This window comes from Variovorax sp. EBFNA2, assembly GCF_033802765.1.
Lineage (GTDB): Bacteria > Pseudomonadota > Gammaproteobacteria > Burkholderiales > Burkholderiaceae_C > Variovorax > Variovorax paradoxus_H.
In genome coordinates, this window is sequence record NZ_CP138496.1 from 3,607,011 (window position 1) to 3,627,078 (window position 20,068).

Consider the following 20,068-nt stretch of genomic DNA (forward strand, 5'->3'; position numbering starts at 1 on the left):
ACTTCCTGGAGGACCCCGCATGCCGAGCACCGAGACCCACTTCGAACTGACCGCCAACGACGGCTACCCGGTGGAGGCCCACCGCTGGCAGGGCACCGCGCCGCGGGGCATCGTGCAACTGGCGCACGGCATGGGCGAACATTCGCTGCGCTATCGTCCGTTGGCCGACGCGCTCACGCAGGCCGGCTACGTCGTCTACGCGAACGAACATCGCGGCCATGGCGAAGGCGCCGCAGCGCGCAAGGAACTCGGCGAGTTCGGCCCGCGCGGATTCGCAGGCCTCGTGGACGACATGGCGCTGCTGAGCCGACACGCGCGCGCCGAACACCCCGGCCTGCCGCTCATCCTCCTCGGCCACAGCATGGGCTCGTTCGCCACGCAGTACTACCTCGTGCGGCACAGCGAGCTGCTGTCGGGCGCGGTGCTGTCGGGCACCTCGGCGCTCGACCTGCTGGGCGGCGCGCTGCAAAGCGGCTTCCGGCTCGAAGACATGAACGCCGCGCTGCCCGACGTGCGCACGCCCTTCGACTGGCTCAGCCGCGACCCGGCGCAGGTCGATGCCTACATCGCCGATCCGCTGTGCGGCTTCACCGTGTCGGCGGAAGGCATGGGCACCATGTTCGCGAACCTCGACGAACTCACGCCCGCCGCGATGCAGACGCGCATCCGCCCCGCGCTGCCGCTGTACCTGTTCATCGGCGACCAGGACCCGGTCAGCAACAAGGCCGAATGGTTCTATCCGCTGGTGCAGCGCTACCGCGACGCCGGCCTGCACGATGTGTCGTGCCACGTGTTCGGCGGTGCGCGCCACGAGACGCTGAACGAGACCAACCGCGACGAAGTCGTGGCCGTGCTGCTGGCCTGGCTGGCGCGCATCGTGCGATGAAACTCCTCGCCTTCGACGAGGGCCTGGACCAGCGCCACATCCTGCCCTACGACCCGGCATATGCCGAGGTGTTCGCGCAGGTGCAGCGGTATGTGCAAGCGCAGTTCGGGGGCTTGGAACTCGTGCACATCGGGAGCACGGCCATCGTCGGTTTGCGGGGAAAGCCGATGGTGGATATCGCGGCGATCACGCCCCAAGAAAACCTGCGCACGGCCCAGACGGAATTCGAAGCGATCGGGTTTCATCGCCGCCCTGTGTGGGTCGACACGGATGAGAAGCCCTATGTCTGCGCGGCCGTTCTGCACAGCGGCCGCAGGTTCAACGTCAACCTGCACATCTGCCATCGCGGCGATCCGGTGCACGTGGACTCGCTGGCGTTCATGGCAGTCCTCGACCGGCGCCCGGACCTGCGCAAGAAGTACGAAGAAGCCAAGGACCGCGCGCACGGCATCGACCCGGCCAACCCGCAGATCTACAACCGGGAAAAGGAAGCGGTGATCCGCGAGATACAGGCCCAGATCGAGCGGGCCTAGCCTAGAGCTAGAGGCTCGCCAGTATCCCGGTCGACGTGGCCTCCGCAGCCAGCTTCCCATCGGGGTTGTAGAGCGCCGCTTCAAGAAACGCCACGCGCTTGCCGCGCCGGATCACGCGCCCTTCGACACGCCCCTCGCCGGGGCCGACCTTCTCGTAGAAGCTCACCTTGATCTCCAGGCTGAAGACCGTCTGCGATTGATCGGTGTCGTGCATGACCGCATGGGCCATGGCGGCGTCGAGCCAGGCGGTGATGAAGCCGCCCTGGGCGATCGTGCCGTTCGTGTGGCAGTACTCGCGCCGCACGGTGAAAGCGGCCTTCAGCGTCTTGTGCTCGGCGTCCCAGCCAGTCACGTGGAAGTTGCCCATCGATTCGGACAGGGCCTGGCCCGAGCGGATGCGGGCTTCCAGTTCGTCGTTCATTGGTTTCGTTTGCAGCAGGTGAAGCAATGGGCATTCTCTGCCGAAAGCGTGGGCGCTACCGGTCGGGTGGGCGGCGCGCAGCGCCACACGGCTGGACAGCATCGCGCGCCAGCAGGGTACCTCCCTCCCTCGTCTATAGGATGGGCGCCACCGATACCTGTAGCTAGCCTTGCGGCACCTGCAACCCTCCCGATCGGAAACGGATCTGCCCATGCGCCTCGGCCTCGGTCTCGCTTTCGGAAGCCCGCCATGCCCCTGACCGCCACCCAGGTCGCCGTGGTCGAGGACGACAGCGGCATGCGCGAGCGCATCGGGCGCGTGATCGGCGCCGACCCCTCGCTGGCGCTGGCCTTCAGCGCCTCGAATGCGGTCGACATCCTGAACTGGCTCACGGACAACCCGGTCGATGTGCTGCTGGTCGACCTCGGCCTGCCCGACCACCCCGGCCTGCAGGTGATCCGCCAATGCCGCCGCATGCAGCCGGCCTGCGCGGTGATGGTGCTGACGATCTTCGGCGACGAGACCCACATGGTGCAGGCCTTCGAGGCCGGCGCGCGCGGCTACCTGCTGAAAGACGGCACCGAGGCCGACCTCGCCGCGCACCTGCGCCACCTGGGCGCCGGCGGCTCGCCGCTGCCGCCGGGCATCGCGCGGCAGTTGCTGCGCCGCTGGCAAGCGTCCGACGGTGCGCCCGGCCACCTCTCGTCGCCCGAGGCCGAAGTGCTCGACCGGGTCTCTCGTGGTTTCACCTATGCCGAAATCGGCGCGCAGATGGGAGTCTCCGCATCGACGGTTCAAACCCACATCAGAAACATCTACGGCAAGCTGGATGCGCCCCCACCCTCGCAAGCCGTGCTGGCGACCGGTCTTCCAGGCCGGCTTTCCTAGCCTCGTGAACCGCCCCGCCCTTTTCTTTCCCTCCCTGCGGGCCGTGCTGCTACTGCTGCTGTGGCTGGCCTTTGCGCCGCCCTTCGCGCATGCCGCCACCCCGCCAGGCACCACCGACGTGCGATCGGCCGAAGCCAGCCTCGAACCCGACGGCCTGCCGTTGCAGGTGCGGCAGGTGGCACTGCCCTTTCGCTGGGACCACGAGTTTCCGGGGCGCGGCGGCAAGGCCAGCTACCGAATCGTGCTGCCGGCGGACGCCGTCCGCGAGGGCGAGGCCCAGGCGCTGCTGATGTCGGGGCTGGGCAACCAGGTCACGGTCTGGTTCAACGGCGCACTGGTCGCGAACTACGGCGTGCTCGGCGACCCCACCTACGACGCCGCCAAGGCCAACCACCTGGTGCCGCTGGCCGCCGCGCTGCGCCGCGGCAACGGCCAGACGCAGGAGCTGCACATCCACGCCACCCTGCAGCGCCAGCGCGGCGGCGGGCTGGCCAGCGTGCTCTACGGCCCCGAGGCGTCCCTGGCCCCGCTGCACCGCTCGCAGCAGAACTGGCGCAACACCTCGGCCATCGTCTACGCCGTGAGCCTGCTGCTGATGGGCGGCCTGGCCGCCGGGCTGTGGCTGCGCCAGCGCGACGCGCTCTACGGCTGCTTCGCCCTGGCCGCGCTCTCGGGCGTGGCACGCAACCTCGACCGCGTGCTGACCGAAGCGCCCCTGCCCTGGCCGCTGTGGGGCGCGGTGGTGGCGGTCTGCTATGCCTGCCACATCGGGTTGATCGCGCGCTTCGTGCTGCTCGTGCTCGACCGCAACCCGCCGTGGCTGGTGCGATCGATCTACGGCGCGTTGGCGTTGTCGGTCACGCTGGCCTGCGCCTCCTTTGCGTTCGCACGGCCGGTGCTGTGGACCACGGGGCTGGCGATCCTGCAGGTCACGAGCACCATCTGCCTGCCCTACGTGGTGCACGGTGCGCTGGTGGCGCGTCGGCGCATCGCGGGCGTGCTGATGGCGGCGGGCACGTTGGCCATCCTGGCCGGCGCGCACGACCTGCTGCTGGTGCGCATGGGCCTCTTCGGCGGCGCCTACTACACGCTCACCTCGCACGCGATCTTCTTCTTCGTGATGATCCTGGCCGGCCTCGTGGTCGAGCGCTACAGCCGCACCGTGGCCGACTACCGCTCGCTCAACGCCAACCTCGCCGCGCGCGTGGCAGAGCGCGAAGAGCAACTGCGCGGCGCCTTCGAAACCGTGCGCAAGCAGCAGGAAGAACAGGCCGTGCTGCTGGAGCGCCAGCGCATCATGCGGGAGATCCACGACGGCGTGGGCTCGCAGCTCGTGGGCCTGCTCAACGTGGTGAACCAGCCCGCGCCCGACCGCGACGTGGTCGAGGAGCACGTGAAGCTCGCGCTCGACGAGATGCGCATGGCCGTCGATTCGCTGCAGCCCATGCACGACGACCTGACCACCGTGCTGGCCACGCTGCGCTACCGCCTGCAGCCCCGGCTGGACGCCGCCGGCATCGAACTGGTCTGGGACGTCGCGCTCATCCCCACGCTCGCGCCCTTTGCCGCGCAGGCCGCGCTGCAGCTGCAACGCATCCTCCTCGAGGCTTTCACCAACGTCCTGAAGCATGCGGCCGCCACGCGCATCGTGATGCACGTGGGCTGGCATGGCGAACAGACGCCGCCGCTGGTGCGCATCGTGCTCACCGACAACGGCCGCGGGCTGCAGGCGAACGAACGCCCCGGCGGCCACGGCCTCGCGAACATGCGTTCGCGGGCACAGGCCATCGGGGCGCGGCTGCAGATCGAGCGGGCCGACGCGCAGGCCGGCGGCACACGCGTCTCGCTCGACTGGCCCTGCGCGCTGCCCTGAGCGCGCCAGATCGGTCGGTCAGCCCAGGCGCACCGGCACGAAGATCTTGTCTTCGCCGCGCTGGATCAACAGCGCCACCGACTTGTCCGCCTTGGCCACCGCCTGGCGCACCTGCTCCAGGCTCTTGGCCGGCGTGCCGTTGATCGCCAGCAGCACGTCGCCGGCCTGCACCCCGGCCATCGCCGACGGGCCGGCCACGTCCTCGATCAGCAGGCCGCCGTCGACCGAGGCCGCGCGCTGTTCCTGCGGCTGCAGCGGGCGCAGCGCAAGGCCGAGCTTGCCCTGCCCCGCCGTGTTGTCGGCCTTGGCAACCTGCGCCGGCTTGTCGCTCGCATCGCCCAGCTTGGCCTGCAACTCCTGGCGCTCGCCCTGGCGCCACACCTCGAGCGTGACCTTCTTGCCCGGCGCCTGCTGGCCGATCACGGCGGGCAGGTCGCCCGAGGACACGATCGCCTGGCCGTCGACCTTGCGGATCACGTCGCCCGCCTTCAGACCGGCATGGTCGCCGGGGCCGCCCTTCTCGATGTTCGAGACCAGCGCGCCCTCGGGCTTGTCGAGCTTGAACGAATCGGCGAAGGCCTGGTTCACCTCCTGCACCGCCACGCCCAGGCGCGCATGCGTGGCCTTGCCGGTGGCAACGATCTGGTCCTTCACCTGCACGGCCACGTCGATCGGAATGGCGAACGACACGCCCTGGTAACCGCCACTGCGGCTGTAGATCTGCGAATTGATGCCGACCACCTCGCCGCGCGCATTGAGCAGCGGCCCGCCCGAGTTGCCAGGGTTCACGGCCACGTCGGTCTGGATGAAGGGCACGTAGCTGTCGTCGGGCAGCGAGCGGCCCTTGGCGCTCACCACGCCGGCCGTCACCGTGTTCTCGAAGCCGAAGGGCGAGCCGATGGCCAGCACCCATTCGCCGACCTTCAGGTCCTTGGTGTTGCCCAGCGCGAGCACGGGCAGGTTCTTCGCGTCGATCTTGAGCACCGCGATGTCGGTCTTGGCGTCGGCGCCGAGCACCTTGGCGCGGTACTCGCGGCGGTCGGTCAGCTTGACGGTGACTTCCTTCGCGTCCTTCACGACGTGGGCGTTGGTCATGATGATCCCGCTCGGATCCACGATGAAGCCCGAGCCCTGCGAGCGCACCGGCACGGCGCGCTGTGGTTGCTGCTGTTGGCCTCGCGGTCCCATCTGTCCCTGGAAGTGGCGGAAGAACTGGAACATCGGATCGTCGGGGTCGATGCCCTGCAGCTGCGCCATGGTGTCGTCGTCCGGGGCTTTCTCGGTGCCGGTCACGCTGATGTTGACCACGGCCGGGCCGTCGCGCGAAGTGATGGTCGAGAAGTCGGGCAAGGTGACCATGGCGGCTGGCGCGGCCACGGCGGAGGTGGTGGCCGGCGCGCCCACGGCGCGCGCGCTGGTGTAGGCCCCGGCGCCGACGGCACCGATCACGCCGGCGGCGGCCAACGCGATGACGAGGGCACGGGGAGAAATCAGGGCGGTTTTCATTCTTCGATTCCTTTCAATCCTGCGCCGGAGCGCAAACACGATGAAAGGAATGTCGCGGCCTTGACTTAGGCGTCGCTTAAACGGAATTCACTTTCTCTGGGGAAGCGAACACCACGCGCACGCACAGCCCACCGAGGCTTTGGGACTCTTCCAGCGCCACCGTGGCGCCATGCAAATCGGCGATCGACTTCACGATGGCCAGCCCCAGCCCGCTGCCCGGCGCCTGCGGCTCCCCCGAGCGGTAGAACCGATCGAGCACGCGTGCGCGCTCGGCCTCGGGCAGCCCCGGGCCGCTGTCGTCCACGCGCAGCTCCACCGCATCGGCGCGCTTCACGATGCCGACATCGACCCGCCCGTCTTCGGGTGTGTACTTCACAGCGTTGTCGATCAGGTTGCGCAGCAGCATGCGCAGCGCCTCGGGCTGGCCGCTCACGGTCGCGCCCGCATCGGATTGCGCGACGCCGATGTCGATGCGACGCGCCTGCGCGGCCGCCACTGCATCGGAGATCGCCAGGCGCGCCACCTCGGCCAGATCGACCGTCTCGGGCTTCGCGCCCGCGGCCATGCTGGCCTCGTGACGGGCCAGCGCCAGCATCTGCTCGACGAGGCGCGTGGCACGGTCGATGCCGGCCGACAGCCGACTCACGGCGAGCGTGCGCGCCGCATCGTCGGGCGCACGCTGCAGGCCCTGCACCTGCAGCTTGAGCGCGGCCAGCGGCGAGCGCAGTTCATGCGCGGCATCGGCCACGAAGTGCTTCTGTGCGTCGAAGGCATGGCGCACGCGGCCGAACAGCAGGTTGAGTTCCTGCACCAGCGGGCGCACTTCTTCGGGCAGGTTCTCCTCGCTCACGGGCGAGAGATCGTCGGCCTGCCGCGATGCCACCTGCCGGCGCACGCGTGCCACGGGCGCCAGCGACAGACTCACCACCCACCACACGACCAGCATCAAGAGCGGCGCCATCAGCGCCACGGGCACGATGGTGCGCAGCGCGAGCGAGCCGGCCATGTTCCGCCGTGCCGCCATGTCCTGCGCCACCTGGATCACCAGCCCGCGCGTCTGCATCGAGAACACGCGGTAGGTCGTGCCGCGCGCGCGCACGTCGGCAAAACCCAGCACCGCGAGCTGCGGCAGCGCGGCCTCTTCCGCCGATTCGAAGATGCGCACGCCATCGACCGTCCACACCTGCACCACGAAGTCGAAGTTCTGCTCCGCGCCGCCGAGCCCGCCCACGGCCGCACTCGGCGGCAGGCCCGCGCGCAGCGACAGCGCCATCTGCTGCATGTGATAGTCGAAGATATCGTCGGCTTCTTTCAGCACCGTGCGGTAGGCCACCAGCGCCTGCGCGCCGGCGGCGAGCACGATGGCTGCGAGCAGGAACACCAGCAGCCGCGCGCGCAGCGATCCGGTCAGACTGCTCAGAACTTTGTTCATGCGCGCTCCGTTCGTGGGACGCCACGGAACCGGCTTCGCCGGGCCGTAGGCGTCGCCCCCGGTAGGGGGTTGGAGAAGCGACACGAAGTGCGCGAAGCCTGGGGGGGAGTCATAGTTTTGGCACCATGTAGCCGACGCCGCGCACATTGCGGATCAGCTCCGCACCGAGTTTTTTGCGCAGGCCGTGCACATAGACCTCGACCGCGTTGCTGCTGATCTCGTCCTTCCAGCCGTAGAGCTTTTCCTCAAGCTGCGCGCGCGAGAGCACCATGCCCGGACGGGCCAGCAGCGGCTCGAGCACCGCCCATTCGCGCGCCGACAGAACGACCGGTTCGCCATTCACCGCGACCTCGCGCGTGGCCGGGTTGATGCTCACGCCCATGTGTTCGTACACCGGTTCGGCGCGCCCCGATGCGCGCCGCAGCAAGGCGCGGATGCGCGCCAGCAGCTCGTCGAGGTCGTAGGGCTTGAGCACGTAATCGTCGGCACCCGCGTCGAGGCCTTCGATGCGCTGCTGCACCGAATCGCGCGCGGTGGCGATCAGCACCGGCATGCGCTGCTTGCGCGCGCGCAGGGCGCGCAGCACTTCCAGGCCATCGCGGCGCGGCACGCCCAGGTCGAGCAGCACGAGGTCGTACTGCTGGATGCGCAAGGCCGATTCCGCCGCGTCGCCGTCCTTCACCCAATCGACGGCGTACTGCTCGGCCCGCAACAGGTCGAGCACGGCCTCGCCGATCATCACGTCGTCTTCGAGAAGCAGGAGTCGCATGGTGGATGTCCGTTGTCGGGGGTTCGAGGCCGCGCCGGCGCCGAAAGTTCAGCGCGCCTCAGTTCACAGGAGGGAGCGCACTTCGCGTGCGGCCTCGAACAGCAGCGGCAGCATCTCGCGCTGCAAGGTCTCTTCCTGGTAGCGCGTGCCCGACAGCACCACGTTGAGCGCCGCCACCGTGTGGCCCTGCATGCCGCGCAGCGGCACCGCGAGCGCCTGCACGCCGAGCTCGTGCTCTTCGCTGGCGAAACAGTAGTCGTCCTTGCGCACCTGCACGATCCGCTGGCGCAGGGCACGCGCCTGCGTGATGGTTTGCGGCGTGAGGCGTGGGAGGTGCCGGCCCTTGAGCCACTGCGTGAGCTGCGTGGGAGCCATCGCGGCCAGCAGCACGCGGCCGGTCGAGGTCGCGTGGGCCGGCAGGCGCGCACCGAGGTGCAGGCCGTAGGCCAGCACACGCGTCGGCGTGCCGTAGCTGCCGCTGCGCGCGACGATGACCACCTCTTCGCCGTCGAGCACCACGGCCGAGAACGACTCGCCCGTTTGCGCCGCGAGCCGGTTCAGCGTGGGCTGCAGCGCACGCGGCAGGCGCGACGAGGCCAGGTAGCTGCCCGAGAAGCGCAGCACCTTCGGCGCCATCCAGAAGTAGCTGCCGTCGGTTTCCAGGTAGCCCAGGTGGGCCAGCGTGAGCAGGTGGCGCCGGGCGGCGGCGCGCGTGAGGCCGGCACGCTCGGCTGCCAAAGTGGCGTTGAGGCGCTGGCGCTCGGTGTCGAAGCTTTCGAGCACCGCCATCCCCTTGGCGATGCCCTCGATGAAGTCGGCGCGGGCGATGGTCATTCGTCGTCGGGAGTTCGTCGTCGTGGGTCGGTCGATCGGTCGGCCGAAGAAGTGTTGCGCGATGATCGCGCACGCGTTCGCATGATCGCACAGAGCCTCGCCGACCGCCGCCCCAACCGGCCGGCCGCGCCCTACGCTTCGCAAAACCCTTTCGGAGACACGAAACATGCGCACCCAGGTCGCCATCATCGGCGCAGGCCCCGCCGGCCTTCTGCTCGGCCAGCTGCTGCACAAGGCAGGCATCGACAACATCATCCTGGAGCGCCAGAGCGGCGACTACGTGCTGGGCCGCATCCGCGCCGGCGTGCTCGAACAGGTCACGATGGACCTGCTGGCGCGCGCAGGCGTCGACATGCGCGCCAAGGCCGAAGGCCTGCCGCACGACGGCATCGAGCTGCTGTTCAAGGGCGCACGCCACCGCATCGACATGCACGGCCTCACGGGCGGCAAGCAGGTCACGGTGTACGGCCAGACCGAGGTGACGCGCGACCTGATGGAAGCGCGCACGGCCGAAGGCCTCACGACCATCTACAGCGCGGCGAACGTGAGCCTGCGCGACTTCGACACCGGCCGTCCGCGTGTGCGTTACGAGAAGGACGGCCAGACGCACGAGATCGAGTGCGACTTCATCGCCGGCTGCGACGGCTACCACGGCGTGAGCCGCGCCAGCGTGCCGGCCGACGCGATCCAGACCTACGAGAAGGTCTACCCCTTCGGCTGGCTCGGCGTGCTGGCCGACGTGCCGCCGGTGTCGCACGAACTCATCTACGCCAACACCGAGCGCGGCTTCGCGCTGTGCAGCATGCGCAGCGCCACGCGCTCGCGCTACTACGTGCAGGTACCGACCGAAGAAAAGGTGGAGAACTGGAGCGACGAGGCCTTCTGGAACGAGCTGCGCGCGCGCCTCGACCCCGAAGCACGCGAGCGCCTGGTGACGGGCCCGTCGCTCGAAAAGAGCATTGCGCCGCTGCGCAGCTTCGTGGCCGAGCCGATGCGCTTCGGCTCGCTGTTCCTGGCCGGCGACGCCGCGCACATCGTGCCGCCGACCGGCGCCAAGGGGCTCAACCTCGCGACGGCCGACGTGGGGTACCTCTCGCGCGCCCTGGAGATTTTCTACAACGAGAAGTCGGCCTCGGCGCTGGACCGCTACTCCGACCTGTGCCTGCGCCGGGTCTGGAAGGCCGAGCGCTTCTCGTGGTGGTTCACCTCGCTGATGCACCGCTTCCCCGAGACCGGCGCCTTCGGCCAGAAGATCCAGGAAGCCGAGCTCGACTACCTCGTGCATTCGCGCGCGGCGTCCACCGCGCTGGCGGAAAACTATGTGGGGCTGCCGCTCGAAGACTTCTGAGCGCGCTCCAGCGTCTGCTTCATCGCAGCGCCGCCGTGCGCCATCATGGGTTCGATGTACGCCGCGAGCCCGTCGGGCAGCACGTCGGTGATCCAGACGAAGCGCGCGCGGCCTTCGCCGTCCGCGAACACCTGCGCCGAGGCGTGGTGGTGCGTGGCCTTGCCGTCGGTCACGGTGTAGGCCAGCCGGCGGTGCTCGTCGTCGAGGGCCACGAGCAGCTCGCGCGCCACGAGGCCGTTGGCAAAGTGGACGATGCGGGCGCCCTGCCCGTCGAGTTCGCAGCCGGTGAGAAAGCCCGGCGCGAGGCGCGTGTGCACGGCGCCGAAGTCGCGCAGCGCATCCCACACCTGCGCCACATCGCGCTCGACGATGAATTCCTTGTAGATGGTGGCCATGGGTCGGTGCCTTTCGTGTCAGGGACAGACGGCCTCGACGTTGTTGCCGTCGGGGTCGATGAGGAAGGCCGCGTAGTAGGTCGGGCTGTAGTCGGCGCGCGGCCCCGCGCCGCCGTTGTCGGTGCCGCCGGCTTTCAAGCCGGCCTTGTGGAAGGCGGCGACGGCTGCGTGGTCGGGCGCGCGGAATGCGACGTGCGTGCCCGGGCCCTTGGCACCTTTCGCGGCGTAGAGCCACAACGCCGGTTCGCCGGCGGGGCCGAGGCCGGCGTAGCTTTCGTCGTCGTGGGAGCCCAGCACGTGGCCGAGCGGCGCGAGCGCGGCTTCGTAGAAGCGCCGGCTCGCGGCGAGGTCTTTGACTTTCAGTCCGATGTGGTCGTACATGGCGATGACTTTCTGCTTGAAGGGTGGATCAAGCGGTCATCGTGAAGCAGCGCGGCCAAGCGGTCTTGGAAAATCTTGCGGTCGCCCTTGGCAGCGAGCCGGAAACCGCGCGGCGACACGCCGGCCGCGCGATGGAAGGTGCGCACGAAGTTGCTCAGGTCGGCAAAGCCGGCCTCGAAGGCGACCTCGGTCACGGAAAGGTCGCTGTCCGCCAGCAGGCGCGCCGCGCGGCGCAGCCGGGAGCGCACGAGGTACTGGTGCGGCGTGACGCCGAGCACCTGCGAGAACAGGCGCAGGAAGTGGAAGGCGCTCAGGCCGGCCTGGGCGGCCGCGTCTTCCAGGCCGATCTCGCCCGCGGCGTGGGCCTCGATCCATGTCGCGGCTTCGACCGCACGGCGGCGATCGCGCGGCGTGGCCGACGGCGGCGCTTTGGGCTTGCCGCGCCCTTTCACCACGTCGAGGAAACGGCTGGCGAAGCCCATGCCCAGCTCGTCCAGGCCCACGTCGCTGCCGCCTTCGACTGCGACCTGCGCGAGTTCGCCGAGCACCATGAGTTCGGGCAGCGGCGGCAGCCCCGAGGCGCGCCAACTGCGCCGGTCGCCGCCGATCAGGTCGACGAAGCCCGGCGAGAAGTGGAACGACAGGCACTCGTCGCCGCAGGCAAAGTGCTCGTGGGTGCAGACGTAGTCGTCGCCCGGTGCGCCGACCAAGACCGAGCCGGCCACCAGTTCGTAGTCGCGGCCGAGCGCGCGGCAGCCGAAGCTGCCTTTGCGCACGTACGAGACCGAGTGCGTCTCGTGCATCTCGGTGAACGGCGCCGCGCCGACGCCCGCATCGCAGCGGTAGGTCGAGACGCGGATCGCGTCGGTCTGCAGTTCGGTGGTGACACGCATGATGACTTTCGTCGCCCTTCGATCACCGGCCGGTGGCGCTCAGTCGATCGTCTGCATGGCCTGCCACACGCGCGACGGGCTCAGCGGCATGTGCAGGCGAGGTGCGCGGGCCCCGAGCCCGTTGCGCGCGAAGGCGTCAGCCACCGCGTTGACGATGGCCGGCGTGGCGCCGATGGTGCCCAGCTCGCCGACGCCCTTCACGCCCAGCGGGTTGTTCTTGCAGGGCGTCGATTCGTCCATTTCCATCTGGAACATGGTGTCGACGATGTCGGCGCGCGGTGCGGCGTAGTCCATGAGGCTGCCGGTCACGGGCTGGCCGGTCTCGGTGTCGTAGACCACCTGCTCGTACAGCGCCTGCCCGATGCCCTGCACCGCGCCGCCTTCGAGCTGGCCGCGCACGATCATCGGGTTGACCACGCGGCCCACGTCGTTGACGGAGCTGTAGGCCACGACGCTGATCTCGCCGGTGGGCGGATCGAGTTCGATCTCGCAGATGTGGCAGCCGTTGGGCCAGCTCGGGCCGGCCACGGTGCTGGTGGAATCGACAAAGATTTCGCGCCCCGGCTGCTTGGCGGCCAGGGTGAACAGGTCGAGTTCGAGGTCGGTGCCGGCCACGATGAAGGTGCCGCGGCTGTAGACGATGTCGTCGATGGACGCCTCGAACTCCTGCGCCGCGAGTTCGCGCGCCTTGTCGATGGTGCGCTCGGCACCGATGCGCACGGCCGAGCCGCCCGTGAAGAGCGAGCGCGAGCCGGCGCTGCCGAAGCCGTCGCCGCGGTCGGTGTCGCCGAGCACCACGCGCACTTTTTCGATGGGCACGCCGAAGGCATCGACGGCCAGCTGCGCGAGCGAGGTCGCAATGCCCTGTCCCATCGCGTTGACGGCCGAGAACACCTCGATCACGCCATCGGCCTGCACCGACACGGTCACGCGCTCTTCGAACACGTTGCCGCCGGTCCATTCAAGAAAGGTGGCGATGCCCAGGCCGCGCTGCTTGCCGCGCGCCGCAGACTCGGCCGCGCGGGCCTCGAAGCCCTGCCAGTCGGCCAGTTGCAATGCCTGGTCCATCACCGACTCGAACTGGCCGGTGTCGTAGGTCTGCGCCATCGGGTTCTTATAGGGCATCTGCTCGGGGCGGATAAAGTTGCGCCGGCGCAGCGCGATGCGGTCGATGCCGGTCTGGCGCGCGGCCTCGTCCATCAGGCGTTCGATGGTGAAGATGGCCTCGGGCCGGCCCGCGCCGCGGTAGGCGCCGGTGGGCGCGGTGTTGGTGAGCACCGCCTTGAAATGGAAGTCGATGGTCTGGATGTCGTAGACGCTGGTCTGCACCCACGGGCCGATCAGCAGCTGGATCGCGACGCCGGTGCCGGTGGCGTAGGCGCCCACGTTGGCGAGCGTCTTGATGCGCAGGGCGAGGATCTTGCCGTCGGCGTCGAGCGCCATTTCGGCACGCGCCTCGATGTCGCGGCCGTGCGCGCTCGACAGGAACTCTTCGCTGCGGTCGGCCACCCACTTCACGGGCCGGCCCACCTGCAGCGCGGCGTAGGCCACGGCGATGTCCTCGGGGTAGGCGCCGGTCTTCATGCCGAAACCGCCGCCGACGTCGCCCACGACCACGCGCACTTTTTCTTTCGCGAGGCCGATGGCCGCGCAGACCGAATCGCGCACGCCGGACGGCATCTGGGTGCTCATGCGGATGGTGAGGCGGTCGGTCTTGCTGTCGTGCGTGGCGAGCACGGCACGCGGCTCGATGGTGAGCGCGACCACGCGCTGGTTGTTCACGTCCAGTGCAATCACATGGGCGGCACGCTCGAACGCGGCGGTGGCGGCTTCGCTGCTGCCATGGCGCATCTCCGCGGCGATGTTGCCCGTGGCCTCGTCGCACAGGAGCGGCGCGCCGTCGGCGGTGGCACCGGGGAGGTCGACCACCATCGGCAGTTCTTCGTAGTCGACCATGACAGCCTCGGCCGCATCGCGCGCCTGCTGCACGGTGTCGGCAATGACGCACGCCACCGGTTCGCCGACGAAGCGCGCACGTTCGTGCGCCATGGCGCGGCGCGGCGGGCTGGCGCTGTCGCTGCCGTCCGCGCGCTTGAAGCCCGCGGCGCCGGGCATGGGTTTGACGCCGGCCTCTGCGAGATCGGCCCCGGTGATCACGCGCAGCACGCCGGGCATGCCGACAGCCGCGGACGTGTCGACGGACGCGATGCGCGCATGCGGATACGGGGAGCGGAGAAAAACGAGATGCGCCTGTTCGGCGAGCGTGACGTCGTCGGTGTAACGGCCGGCGCCTGCGAGCAGGCTTTCATCTTCGAGACGGCGCACCGCCTGGCCGCTGCCGAAGCGCGTGGGGTTGGATTCAGTGGTCAACGTGGTCCTCTTGTGCTGATCCCCGGCGCCTGCTCATGCCTGCCGGATCCGCTGTGTACTGCGAAAGCAAGCTGAGCACTATAGGTTTTTCGACGGGTCTTGTGGGGTGTCTCTTGTGCCATCGGCGGTGGCACCAGGGCCGCAGCCTTGTGGACTGTTCCCGTGTGAGCGGGATTTTCCCTCAAGTGGCGGGCGTTGCGAGAAGCCGTGTATACCTGCAACCATGCGACAACTGCCTTGGCTCGAACCCGGAGACACACTGCCCGACCCCGCCTCGGCATGGGACGAAAGAGACCCCGTGCCCGGCCTGCTGGCGGCCGGCGGATCGCTCGATGTCGATACTTTGATGCAGGCCTACAGCCGCTGCGTTTTCCCGTGGTTCAGCGACGACCAGCCCATCCTGTGGTGGAGCCCCGACCCACGCATGGTGCTGCGCGTGAAAGACTTCCGGCTGCATCGCTCGCTGCGCAAGACCCTGAGCCGATTCGCCATGACGCCCGGCTGCGAGCTGCGCGTCGATCACGATTTTGGAACGGTGATCCAGGCGTGTTCGCAGTCGGCGCGCGCCGGCCAGTCGGGCACGTGGATCGTGCCGGACATGGTGCAGGCCTATACGCAATTGCACCGCGCGGGGCACGCACACAGCGTGGAAACCTGGATCGACGGCGAGCTGGCGGGCGGGCTTTATTGCGTGGCGCTGGGCCAGGCGGTGTTCGGCGAGTCGATGTTCACGCGGCGGCCCGACGCCTCGAAGATCGCGCTGGCCGGCCTGGTCGCGCTGTGCCGCCGCGCCGGTGTCGAAATGATCGACTGCCAGCAGAACACCGCCCACCTGGCCAGCCTCGGCGCCCGCGAAATGCCGCGCGCGCGCTTTGTCGCGCACGTGGCCAAGGCCCGAAAACAGGAAGGTCCACAGTGGCAATTCGACCCCGTATACTGGTCCGAACTCCTTTCCGAGCGACCCTCTCTTTCGACGTGACGTGACGTGACGCACCTCAAGGATCTTCCGCTTCACACGCTGCAGTTCTACGCGACGGCGCCCTATCCCTGCAGCTACCTGCCGGATCGCCAGGCCCGCTCGCAGGTGGCCACGCCCAGCCATCTGATCCACAACGACGCGTATTCCGACCTGGTGCTCAGCGGCTTCCGGCGCAGCGGCATGTTCACCTACCGGCCGTATTGCGACGGTTGCCGCGCCTGCATCCCACTGCGCGTGCTGGCGCACAGCTTCCAGCCGAACCGCAGCCAGCGGCGCACGGCCAAGCAGCACGCCGATCTGCAGGCGCGCGTGCTCAAGCTGTGCTTCGTGCCCGAGCACTACCAGCTCTACCTGCGCTACCAGACCGGCCGCCACTCGGGCGGCGGCATGGACCACGACAGCATCGACCAGTACACCCAGTTTCTGCTGCAAAGCCGCGTCAACTCGCGGCTGGTCGAGTTCCGCGAAACCCTGCCCGACGGCAGCCCGGGCGCGCTGAAGATGGTGTCGATCCTCGACGTGCTGAGCGACGGGATCTCAGCCGTCTACACCTTCTACGAGCCCGAAGACGGCGCCGGCTACGGCACCTACAGCGTGCTCTGGCAGATCGAGCAGGCCCGCAAGCTGGGGCTGCCACACGTCTATTTGGGCTACTGGATCGAGCACAGCGCCAAGATGAACTACAAGGCGCGCTTTTCCCCGCACGAAGTGTTGGTGGACGGCCACTGGCAGGCACCGAGCAATTTCACAAGGTAAAATTGGCGTCCGGTCATCACCGCCCAGCGCCATGAGAAAAAACCTATCCGACGTTCCCGCCACTCCCGTCATCCAGGTCATCGAGCGCATGTTCTCGCTGATCGATGTTCTGGCCTCGCGCGAAGAGGCCATTTCGCTGAAGGAAATCAGCGAAAAGACGGGGCTTCACCCGTCGACCACGCACCGCATCCTCAATGACCTCGCGGTCGGTCGCTTCGTCGACCGGCCGGAAGCCGGCAGCTACCGCCTCGGTATGCGCCTGCTGGAGCTGGGCAACCTGGTCAAGGGCCGCCTGAACGTGCGCGACGCGGCCCTGGGCCCGATGCGCGAGCTGCACAAGCTCACGCAGCAGCCGGTCAACCTCAGCATGCGCCAGGGCGACGAGATCGTGTACATCGAACGGGCCTACAGCGAACGCTCGGGCATGCAGGTGGTGCGCGCCATCGGCGGCCGTGCCGCCCTGCACCTGACCTCCACCGGCAAGCTGTTCCTGGCGGCCGACGATCCCCAGCGCGTGCGCACCTACGCCACGCGCACCGGCCTGGCCGGCCACACGCGCAACAGCATCACGCAGCTGCCCGCGCTCGAGCGCGAGCTGTCGAAGGCACGCCAGTACGGGATCGCCCGCGACAACGAAGAACTGGAACTGGGGGTGCGCTGCATGGCCGCCGGCATCTACGACGACCAGGGCAAGCTGGTGGCGGGCCTGTCGATTTCGGCCCCGGCCGATCGCCTCGACGAAGGCTGGCTGCCCAAGCTGCAGGCCACCGCCAACGAGATCTCGGGCGCGCTGGGCTTCAAGGACGGCATGGCTGCCACGCCTGCGTCGGGCGCGAACGTGACAACGGGCGCCTGAGTGCCCGTTTTCTTCGACTCTTTCTTCTCTCTGCTTTCCGGCGAGTCAGCCGGTTGGCCCTCCGCCAGGGCTGCAGACAGCCCGCTGAGCGGCCTCCCCGCTCAGGTCAGCCGGCGACCTGGAAGCCGCGCGGACCCGACACGGCGTGCGTGGCTTCGACCCAGCGGCGAACCCGCTCGGCGTCGGCGATGCGGCTGAACTTGCCGGCCGAATCCAGGAACACCATGATCAGCTTGCGCCCGGCCACCTTGGCCTGCATCACGAGGCACTGACCGGCTTCGGAGATGTAGCCGGTCTTCTGCAGGCCGATCTCCCACTCGGGGCTGCGCACGAGGCGGTTGGTGGTGTTGAACTGCAGCACGCGGTTGCCGACCTCGACCTGGTATTCCGGCGACGTGGACAGCGAGCGCACCGTGGCATCGGAATAGGCCGCGTTCACCAGCAGCGCCAGGTCTTGCGCGCTCGACTGGTTGCGGCTCGACAGGCCCGTGGGCTCCACGTAGCGCGTGTCCTTCATGCCGAGCATGCGGGCCTTGGCGTTCATGATGCTCACGAAGGTCGTGAGGCCGCCCGGGTAGGTTCGGCCCAGCGCGTGCGCGGCGCGGTTCTCACTCGACATCAGCGCCAGGTGCAGCAGCTCGCCGCGCGACAGCGTGGTGCCGACGGTCAGGCGCGAACGGCTGCCCTTTTCGGTGTCGACGTCGTCTTGCGTGATGGTGATGAGTTCGTCGTTCGGCAGACGGGCTTCGCTGATCAGCAGGCCGGTCATGAGCTTGGTGAGCGAGGCGATGGGCAGCACGGCGTGGTCGTTCTTGCTGAACAGCACTTCGTGGGTGTCCTGGTCGATCACCAGGGCGACGCTCGACTTCAGGTCGAGCACGTCTTCGGTGCCGTGCAAACCGGCCATCTGGCCGAAGGACTGGCGGGCCGGCGTCTCGACGCGCACCACCGAACGGCGCTGCACGGCGACGACGGTCTTGCCGTTTTTCTTGCGGATGGTGGCCACGACGTTGCGGCCGCCGCGCACGACCTTGTCGGCCTGCTCGGTGCGACCGCCGCGCGCCACTTTGGAAGCCGACGCATTGCGTTTGGCTTCGACGGGTGCCTTCGCCTTCTTGGCGACGGCAGACTTGGCGGCGGCGGGTTTTTCCTTCTTCGCGGCCTGGGCACCAGGCAGCAAAAACGCCGAGGCGCACAGCGCCACGGCGAGGAACTTGAAGGCGGGTAGGAACCGCTGGATGGAAACTCGACGTAGACGGGTTTCAGGCATCAATAAATCTCCAGCGGCAACAAACGAGGACCGCAGTGTATCGAAATCAAAAAAGGCACGCAATATCAGTTACTTGCATCCCCTTCTTCATTCGAATACCAAGGAACGCCTCAAAACCTAACCTTGTGCCGCCACTCTCTCAGCTTGGCTCTGTAACTTGTTGAGCGCACTCAAATAAGCCTTTGCCGAAGCGACCACGATGTCGGGGTCTGCGCCCACACCATTGACCACCCGCCCTGCGTTTTGTAACCGGACTGTAACTTCTCCCTGGCTTTCCGTCGAGCCGCTGATGGCATTTACAGAGTAAAGAACCATCTCAGCGCCGCTCTTGACGTGGGCCTCGATGGCCTTGAGAGACGCATCGACCGGCCCGTTGCCGTCGGATTCGCTGGTGACTTCCTTGCCCTGGATCGTGAACACGATCTTGGCCTGGGGCCGTTCACCGGTTTCGCTGTGCTGGGAGAGAGAGACAAAAGCGAACTGTTCACCAACGTTTGACAACTCTTCCGCGCTGACCAGCGCCAGGATGTCTTCGTCGAAAATTTCGGACTTGCGGTCGGCCAGCTCCTTGAAGCGCGAGAACGCGGCGTTGACCTCGGTTTCGCTTTCCATCGTCACGCCCAGGTCCTGCAGGCGTTGCTTGAAGGCGTTGCGGCCGCTGAGCTTGCCCAGCACGATCTTGTTGGCGCTCCAGCCCACGTCTTCGGCCCGCATGATTTCGTAGGTGTCGCGCGCCTTGAGCACGCCGTCCTGGTGGATGCCCGAGGCGTGCGCGAACGCGTTGGCGCCCACCACGGCCTTGTTGGGCTGTACGACGAAGCCGGTGGTCTGGCTCACCATGCGGCTGGCGGCCACGATGTGCTGGGTGTCGATGTTCAGGTCGAGCCCGAAGTAGTCCCTGCGCGTCTTCACGGCCATGACCACTTCTTCGAGCGAGCAGTTGCCCGCGCGCTCGCCCAGGCCGTTGATCGTGCACTCGACCTGGCGCGCGCCGCCGATCTTCACGCCGGCCAGCGAGTTCGCCACGGCCATGCCGAGGTCGTTGTGGCAATGCACCGACCAGATCGCCTTGTCGCTGTTGGGAATGCGCTCGCGCAGCATCTTGATGAAGTTGCCGTACAGCTCGGGAATGGCGTAGCCGACCGTGTCGGGCACGTTGATGGTGGTGGCGCCTTCGTTGATCACGGTTTCGAGCACGCGGCACAGGAAGTCGGGGTCGCTGCGGTAGCCGTCTTCGGGGCTGAACTCCACGTCGGCGATCTGGTTGCGTGCAAAGCGCACGGCCAGCTTGGCCTGCTCATGCACCTCGTCGGGCGTCATGCGCAGCTTCTTCTCCATGTGCAGCGGCGAAGTCGCAATGAAGGTGTGGATGCGCCCGCGCGCCGCGCCCTTCAGGGCTTCGGCCGCGCGTGCGATGTCGCGGTCGTTGGCACGCGAGAGGCCGCACACCGTCGCGTCCTTGATCGCGTTGGCGATGGCCTTCACGGCCTCGAAGTCGCCGTTCGAGCTGGCCGGAAAGCCTGCTTCGATGACGTCGACCTTGAGCCGCTCCAGCAGCTTGGCGATACGCAGCTTCTCGTCACGCGTCATCGAGGCGCCAGGCGACTGCTCGCCGTCGCGCAAGGTGGTGTCGAAAATAATGAGTTGGTCGGTCATCGTGGATCTCCTTTGTTCGTTC

19 protein-coding genes are annotated in these 20,068 nt (G+C 68.1%); 8 read left to right on the forward strand and 11 right to left on the reverse strand.

Annotated elements, in window-relative coordinates:
* Nucleotides 1-19: 19 nt before the first annotated feature.
* Complete coding sequence (locus tag RZE79_RS17005; RefSeq protein WP_319355535.1) at nucleotides 20-886, forward strand: alpha/beta hydrolase; 867 nt, start codon at nucleotides 20-22, stop codon at nucleotides 884-886.
* Nucleotides 883-1,419: a GrpB family protein gene (locus RZE79_RS17010; RefSeq protein WP_319355536.1), complete on the forward strand. Its 537-nt coding sequence runs from the start codon at nucleotides 883-885 to the stop codon at nucleotides 1,417-1,419. Before RZE79_RS17005 ends, RZE79_RS17010 begins: the two co-directional genes overlap by 4 nt.
* A 7-nt stretch (nucleotides 1,420-1,426) precedes the next feature.
* Here the strand turns inward: RZE79_RS17010 and RZE79_RS17015 are convergent, their stop codons facing one another.
* On the reverse strand, nucleotides 1,427-1,840 hold the full coding sequence (locus tag RZE79_RS17015) for a PaaI family thioesterase (protein ID WP_056580239.1): 414 nt from the start codon (nucleotides 1,838-1,840) through the stop codon (nucleotides 1,427-1,429).
* Nucleotides 1,841-2,089: 249 nt separating this feature from the next.
* Here RZE79_RS17015 and RZE79_RS17020 point away from each other — a divergent pair, with 249 nt between their 5' ends.
* Both RZE79_RS17020 and RZE79_RS17025 read left to right on the forward strand, forming a co-directional pair.
* Nucleotides 2,090-2,728 carry a response regulator transcription factor gene (locus tag RZE79_RS17020; protein WP_319355537.1) on the forward strand — a complete coding sequence of 213 codons (639 nt, stop codon included), beginning with the start codon at nucleotides 2,090-2,092 and terminating at the stop codon, nucleotides 2,726-2,728.
* Between the two features lie 4 nt (nucleotides 2,729-2,732).
* Nucleotides 2,733-4,601 carry an ATP-binding protein gene (locus RZE79_RS17025; protein ID WP_319355538.1) on the forward strand — a complete coding sequence of 623 codons (1,869 nt, stop codon included), beginning with the start codon at nucleotides 2,733-2,735 and terminating at the stop codon, nucleotides 4,599-4,601.
* 18 nt (nucleotides 4,602-4,619) lie between these two features.
* On the opposite strand, the gene RZE79_RS17030 is transcribed toward RZE79_RS17025, so the two are convergent.
* The 4 genes from RZE79_RS17030 to RZE79_RS17045 all read right to left on the reverse strand — a co-directional run bounded on the left by RZE79_RS17030 (nucleotide 4,620) and on the right by RZE79_RS17045 (nucleotide 9,142).
* Nucleotides 4,620-6,107, reverse strand: a complete 1,488-nt coding sequence (locus tag RZE79_RS17030) for a Do family serine endopeptidase (RefSeq protein WP_319355539.1) — start codon at nucleotides 6,105-6,107, stop codon at nucleotides 4,620-4,622.
* A 76-nt stretch (nucleotides 6,108-6,183) separates the two neighbouring features.
* On the reverse strand, nucleotides 6,184-7,539 hold the full coding sequence (locus RZE79_RS17035) for an ATP-binding protein (RefSeq protein ID WP_319355540.1): 1,356 nt from the start codon (nucleotides 7,537-7,539) through the stop codon (nucleotides 6,184-6,186).
* A 109-nt stretch (nucleotides 7,540-7,648) separates the two neighbouring features.
* Nucleotides 7,649-8,308 carry a response regulator transcription factor gene (locus tag RZE79_RS17040; protein ID WP_319355541.1) on the reverse strand — a complete coding sequence of 220 codons (660 nt, stop codon included), beginning with the start codon at nucleotides 8,306-8,308 and terminating at the stop codon, nucleotides 7,649-7,651.
* Nucleotides 8,309-8,371: 63 nt separating this feature from the next.
* Entirely contained in the window at nucleotides 8,372-9,142 is a 771-nt protein-coding gene (locus RZE79_RS17045) for an IclR family transcriptional regulator C-terminal domain-containing protein (protein WP_319355542.1), read from the reverse strand.
* Between the two features lie 166 nt (nucleotides 9,143-9,308).
* Between RZE79_RS17045 and pobA the strand changes: the two genes are divergently transcribed.
* Nucleotides 9,309-10,490 carry a 4-hydroxybenzoate 3-monooxygenase gene (gene pobA, locus RZE79_RS17050; protein WP_319355543.1) on the forward strand — a complete coding sequence of 394 codons (1,182 nt, stop codon included), beginning with the start codon at nucleotides 9,309-9,311 and terminating at the stop codon, nucleotides 10,488-10,490.
* Here pobA and RZE79_RS17055 read toward each other — a convergent pair.
* Genes RZE79_RS17055 through RZE79_RS17070 form a run of 4 tightly spaced genes read right to left on the reverse strand, consistent with a single transcriptional unit; the run spans nucleotide 10,460 to nucleotide 14,529 of the window.
* Nucleotides 10,460-10,885 carry an SRPBCC family protein gene (locus tag RZE79_RS17055; protein ID WP_319355544.1) on the reverse strand — a complete coding sequence of 142 codons (426 nt, stop codon included), beginning with the start codon at nucleotides 10,883-10,885 and terminating at the stop codon, nucleotides 10,460-10,462. The genes pobA and RZE79_RS17055 overlap by 31 nt on opposite strands.
* 18 nt (nucleotides 10,886-10,903) lie before the next feature.
* The gene (locus tag RZE79_RS17060) at nucleotides 10,904-11,266 is read right to left on the reverse strand and encodes a VOC family protein (RefSeq protein ID WP_153284006.1); all 363 of its coding nucleotides are present in this window, start codon (nucleotides 11,264-11,266) and stop codon (nucleotides 10,904-10,906) included.
* On the reverse strand, nucleotides 11,245-12,159 hold the full coding sequence (locus RZE79_RS17065) for an AraC family transcriptional regulator (RefSeq protein WP_319355545.1): 915 nt from the start codon (nucleotides 12,157-12,159) through the stop codon (nucleotides 11,245-11,247). The genes RZE79_RS17060 and RZE79_RS17065 overlap by 22 nt, the downstream gene beginning before the upstream one ends.
* A gap of 39 nt (nucleotides 12,160-12,198) precedes the next feature.
* Nucleotides 12,199-14,529 carry a xanthine dehydrogenase family protein molybdopterin-binding subunit gene (locus RZE79_RS17070; RefSeq protein WP_319355546.1) on the reverse strand — a complete coding sequence of 777 codons (2,331 nt, stop codon included), beginning with the start codon at nucleotides 14,527-14,529 and terminating at the stop codon, nucleotides 12,199-12,201.
* A gap of 223 nt (nucleotides 14,530-14,752) precedes the next feature.
* On the opposite strand from RZE79_RS17070, the gene aat reads away from it, so the two are divergent.
* Genes aat through RZE79_RS17085 form a run of 3 tightly spaced genes read left to right on the forward strand, consistent with a single transcriptional unit; the run spans nucleotide 14,753 to nucleotide 17,120 of the window.
* Nucleotides 14,753-15,508, forward strand: coding sequence for a leucyl/phenylalanyl-tRNA--protein transferase (gene aat, locus RZE79_RS17075; RefSeq protein ID WP_319355547.1), 756 nt, complete (start codon nucleotides 14,753-14,755; stop codon nucleotides 15,506-15,508).
* A gap of 6 nt (nucleotides 15,509-15,514) precedes the next feature.
* The gene (locus RZE79_RS17080; protein WP_101491846.1) at nucleotides 15,515-16,264 is read left to right on the forward strand and encodes an arginyltransferase; all 750 of its coding nucleotides are present in this window, start codon (nucleotides 15,515-15,517) and stop codon (nucleotides 16,262-16,264) included.
* 31 nt (nucleotides 16,265-16,295) lie between these two features.
* The gene (locus RZE79_RS17085) at nucleotides 16,296-17,120 is read left to right on the forward strand and encodes an IclR family transcriptional regulator (RefSeq protein ID WP_153284001.1); all 825 of its coding nucleotides are present in this window, start codon (nucleotides 16,296-16,298) and stop codon (nucleotides 17,118-17,120) included.
* Nucleotides 17,121-17,226: 106 nt separating this feature from the next.
* Here the strand turns inward: RZE79_RS17085 and RZE79_RS17090 are convergent, their stop codons facing one another.
* Together RZE79_RS17090 and RZE79_RS17095 are read right to left on the reverse strand one after the other, a co-directional pair.
* A complete protein-coding gene (locus tag RZE79_RS17090; protein WP_319355548.1) occupies nucleotides 17,227-18,390 on the reverse strand; it encodes a serine hydrolase in 1,164 nt (387 codons plus the stop codon).
* 117 nt (nucleotides 18,391-18,507) lie between these two features.
* Nucleotides 18,508-20,046, reverse strand: coding sequence for a 2-isopropylmalate synthase (locus RZE79_RS17095; protein ID WP_153283999.1), 1,539 nt, complete (start codon nucleotides 20,044-20,046; stop codon nucleotides 18,508-18,510).
* Nucleotides 20,047-20,068: the final 22 nt, after the last annotated feature.

What these genes read in the sequence shown, in the direction of transcription:
- RZE79_RS17005 (WP_319355535.1), top strand. Translation starts at nt 20, where the DNA reads ATGCCGAGCACCGAGACCCACTTCGAACTGACCGCCAACGACGGCTAC.
- RZE79_RS17010 (WP_319355536.1), top strand. Translation starts at nt 883, where the DNA reads ATGAAACTCCTCGCCTTCGACGAGGGCCTGGACCAGCGCCACATCCTG.
- RZE79_RS17015 (WP_056580239.1), bottom strand. Translation starts at nt 1,840, where the DNA reads ATGAACGACGAACTGGAAGCCCGCATCCGCTCGGGCCAGGCCCTGTCC.
- RZE79_RS17020 (WP_319355537.1), top strand. Translation starts at nt 2,090, where the DNA reads ATGCCCCTGACCGCCACCCAGGTCGCCGTGGTCGAGGACGACAGCGGC.
- RZE79_RS17030 (WP_319355539.1), bottom strand. Translation starts at nt 6,107, where the DNA reads ATGAAAACCGCCCTGATTTCTCCCCGTGCCCTCGTCATCGCGTTGGCC.
- RZE79_RS17035 (WP_319355540.1), bottom strand. Translation starts at nt 7,539, where the DNA reads ATGAACAAAGTTCTGAGCAGTCTGACCGGATCGCTGCGCGCGCGGCTG.
- RZE79_RS17040 (WP_319355541.1), bottom strand. Translation starts at nt 8,308, where the DNA reads ATGCGACTCCTGCTTCTCGAAGACGACGTGATGATCGGCGAGGCCGTG.
- RZE79_RS17045 (WP_319355542.1), bottom strand. Translation starts at nt 9,142, where the DNA reads ATGACCATCGCCCGCGCCGACTTCATCGAGGGCATCGCCAAGGGGATG.
- pobA (WP_319355543.1), top strand. Translation starts at nt 9,309, where the DNA reads ATGCGCACCCAGGTCGCCATCATCGGCGCAGGCCCCGCCGGCCTTCTG.
- RZE79_RS17055 (WP_319355544.1), bottom strand. Translation starts at nt 10,885, where the DNA reads ATGGCCACCATCTACAAGGAATTCATCGTCGAGCGCGATGTGGCGCAG.
- RZE79_RS17060 (WP_153284006.1), bottom strand. Translation starts at nt 11,266, where the DNA reads ATGTACGACCACATCGGACTGAAAGTCAAAGACCTCGCCGCGAGCCGG.
- RZE79_RS17065 (WP_319355545.1), bottom strand. Translation starts at nt 12,159, where the DNA reads ATGCGTGTCACCACCGAACTGCAGACCGACGCGATCCGCGTCTCGACC.
- aat (WP_319355547.1), top strand. Translation starts at nt 14,753, where the DNA reads ATGCGACAACTGCCTTGGCTCGAACCCGGAGACACACTGCCCGACCCC.
- RZE79_RS17085 (WP_153284001.1), top strand. Translation starts at nt 16,296, where the DNA reads ATGAGAAAAAACCTATCCGACGTTCCCGCCACTCCCGTCATCCAGGTC.
- RZE79_RS17090 (WP_319355548.1), bottom strand. Translation starts at nt 18,390, where the DNA reads ATGCCTGAAACCCGTCTACGTCGAGTTTCCATCCAGCGGTTCCTACCC.
- RZE79_RS17095 (WP_153283999.1), bottom strand. Translation starts at nt 20,046, where the DNA reads ATGACCGACCAACTCATTATTTTCGACACCACCTTGCGCGACGGCGAG.